At 36.3% G+C, this 1,811-nt stretch carries 3 protein-coding genes; all 3 read left to right on the top strand.

Translation table 11 applies throughout. The features are described from left to right. Positions 1–802: hypothetical protein (locus QVD32_RS13080; protein WP_287710377.1), on the top strand; the 802-nt coding region annotated here is incomplete at its 5' end. Beyond that, on the top strand, positions 802–1,296 hold the full coding sequence (locus QVD32_RS13075) for a PIN domain-containing protein (RefSeq protein ID WP_287710375.1): 495 nt from the start codon (positions 802–804) through the stop codon (positions 1,294–1,296). The genes QVD32_RS13080 and QVD32_RS13075, both read left to right, overlap by 1 nt. Before the next feature lie 185 nt (positions 1,297–1,481). Next, positions 1,482–1,733: a hypothetical protein gene (locus tag QVD32_RS13070; protein WP_287710373.1), complete on the top strand. Its 252-nt coding sequence runs from the start codon at positions 1,482–1,484 to the stop codon at positions 1,731–1,733. The last annotated feature ends 78 nt before the right edge of the window (positions 1,734–1,811 follow it).

Here is a 1,811-nt window from a genome sequence, read left to right as displayed (position 1 = left end):
ATATTATATTTGCACCATGATGGATAAGAATGAAATTTCACTAAGAATTATTGGCAAGAATGGGGATGAGCCACTTTCTCCTGCCAATTTTGACATCGGGCAAATTCGTTTTCTGCTCGATGAAGTGGAGAATTTGTTGTATCCAGACAAGAAAAAACGAAAGGACCGCCCGACGATTTCCTATGAAATGCAGGCAGGTTCTGTCTTAAATATCTTTAGAACTTCCATGCAAAATGTACTCTTGGTCTCTTCTATGTTAGGTGTAATAGAAGAGGAAAATGGGTATATTGATAAGTTGGAGGTGGTAAGTGCGCAAGCTATAGAAAACCTACAGTCTTTTGCCTTGCGCCATAATTATAATATAGAAATTGGGACTTCCGACAAGCCACATCGCATTTTTAAAATAACTCCTACTACTCATTATGTTCGTCGTGAGAATATCATGGTGGATATAGAGTGCTATTATTATGGAACTTTAACTGATGCAGGTGGTAAGGATAAGGCTAACATTCATTTGGATACTAAGGAGGCTGGTTCTTTGACCATTCGTACAGATAAGGAATATTTGGCAGGTTATCAGGGGAATCCTCTTTATAAGAAGTTTGGTGTGCGTGTTCGTGCCAAGAAGAATATTCTTACGGGCGACATAGATAAATCTACTTTATCTTTGGTGGAGTTGTTGGATTATCAGCCGAAGTTTGATGAAGATTATCTTATGGGCTTGATTCATAAGGCCACTCCTAAATGGAGGGGTATCAATGCTGACGAATGGTTGAATGATGTAAGGGGAGGAATTGCCTAATGGAACAGAATTGCGTACTTTTGGATACAAGCTTCTTTATTCGGCTATTAAATGAGGAAGATCCTTTACATCATAATGCCTTAGGATATTTTAGATATTTTCTAGAGCATGATTTCATCATCAAGATTAGTACAATAGCTATTGCTGAATATTGTGTGAGAGGGGAAGTGAATGAACTTCCTCTCAAAAATATGCTCATAGTTCCTTTTAACTTCGATCATGCTCGGAGAGCAGGCAAGATGATAGCTGAGGTTTATGCGGAAAAGAAAAGGCGTGGTGCTACCATTACTCCTAGGGCTGTTGTCCCTAATGACACTAAAATGTTCGCACAGGCAGATGTAGAGTCTGATATCAATTTCTATGGTACTGCAGATGTGGAATGTAAGAAAGTTTATGATATGATAAAGAATGCTGAAGGTAATTTGTCTTTCAGCTTTATTGACATAACTATACCTCACTATCAATTCTTTGGAGAATTACCCTTCGAAGACTAGAAACAACAATTTATCTTGTTTCATAAAATTAGTATTTTATTTTAATTGTAACTATATCCTCCATTAGCATTCGCTGATGGTGGGTTAATACTTATTACCTTTGTTTTCCCTTTTTCCTTTAGTTAATACAGACAAAGACACAATTATTAACCATATAGATATTTCTATAAATAATCAACTCGATTATGAAAATTTTACATATTGCAGAATTTGCAGGAGGTGTGGTGCGTTATCTCCAGATGCTCTTGCCAAGACTGGAGGCTAGAGGAATGACGCCGTTTTTTATTTGCTCACGCAATTATGACGAATGCATCTATCGCAAAATGGTGGATGAAGTGAAGCAAAAGGATTTGACACAGTCGTTCTCTCCTTTGCGTATTATCAAAAAGGTGTTGTATAATGTACAGAGCAGTATATGTAATTTTTTAATAGGATAGGTCTTGTTAAAACTTTTATGGTTAGTAAAAACTTCAGTAAAAAACAACATTAAAACATTTCGATATGAGAACTATATA

It is taken from the genome of Barnesiella sp. (genome assembly GCF_022723415.1).
GTDB lineage: Bacteria > Bacteroidota > Bacteroidia > Bacteroidales > Barnesiellaceae > Barnesiella > Barnesiella intestinihominis.
The sequence above is the reverse complement of the archived record's forward strand: the minus strand, read 5'-3'. Positions and strand labels throughout refer to the sequence as shown.

Coding starts and splice junctions, on each gene's coding strand:
- QVD32_RS13070 (WP_287710373.1), top strand. CDS start 1,482: ATGAAAATTTTACATATTGCAGAATTTGCAGGAGGTGTGGTGCGTTAT.
- QVD32_RS13075 (WP_287710375.1), top strand. CDS start 802: ATGGAACAGAATTGCGTACTTTTGGATACAAGCTTCTTTATTCGGCTA.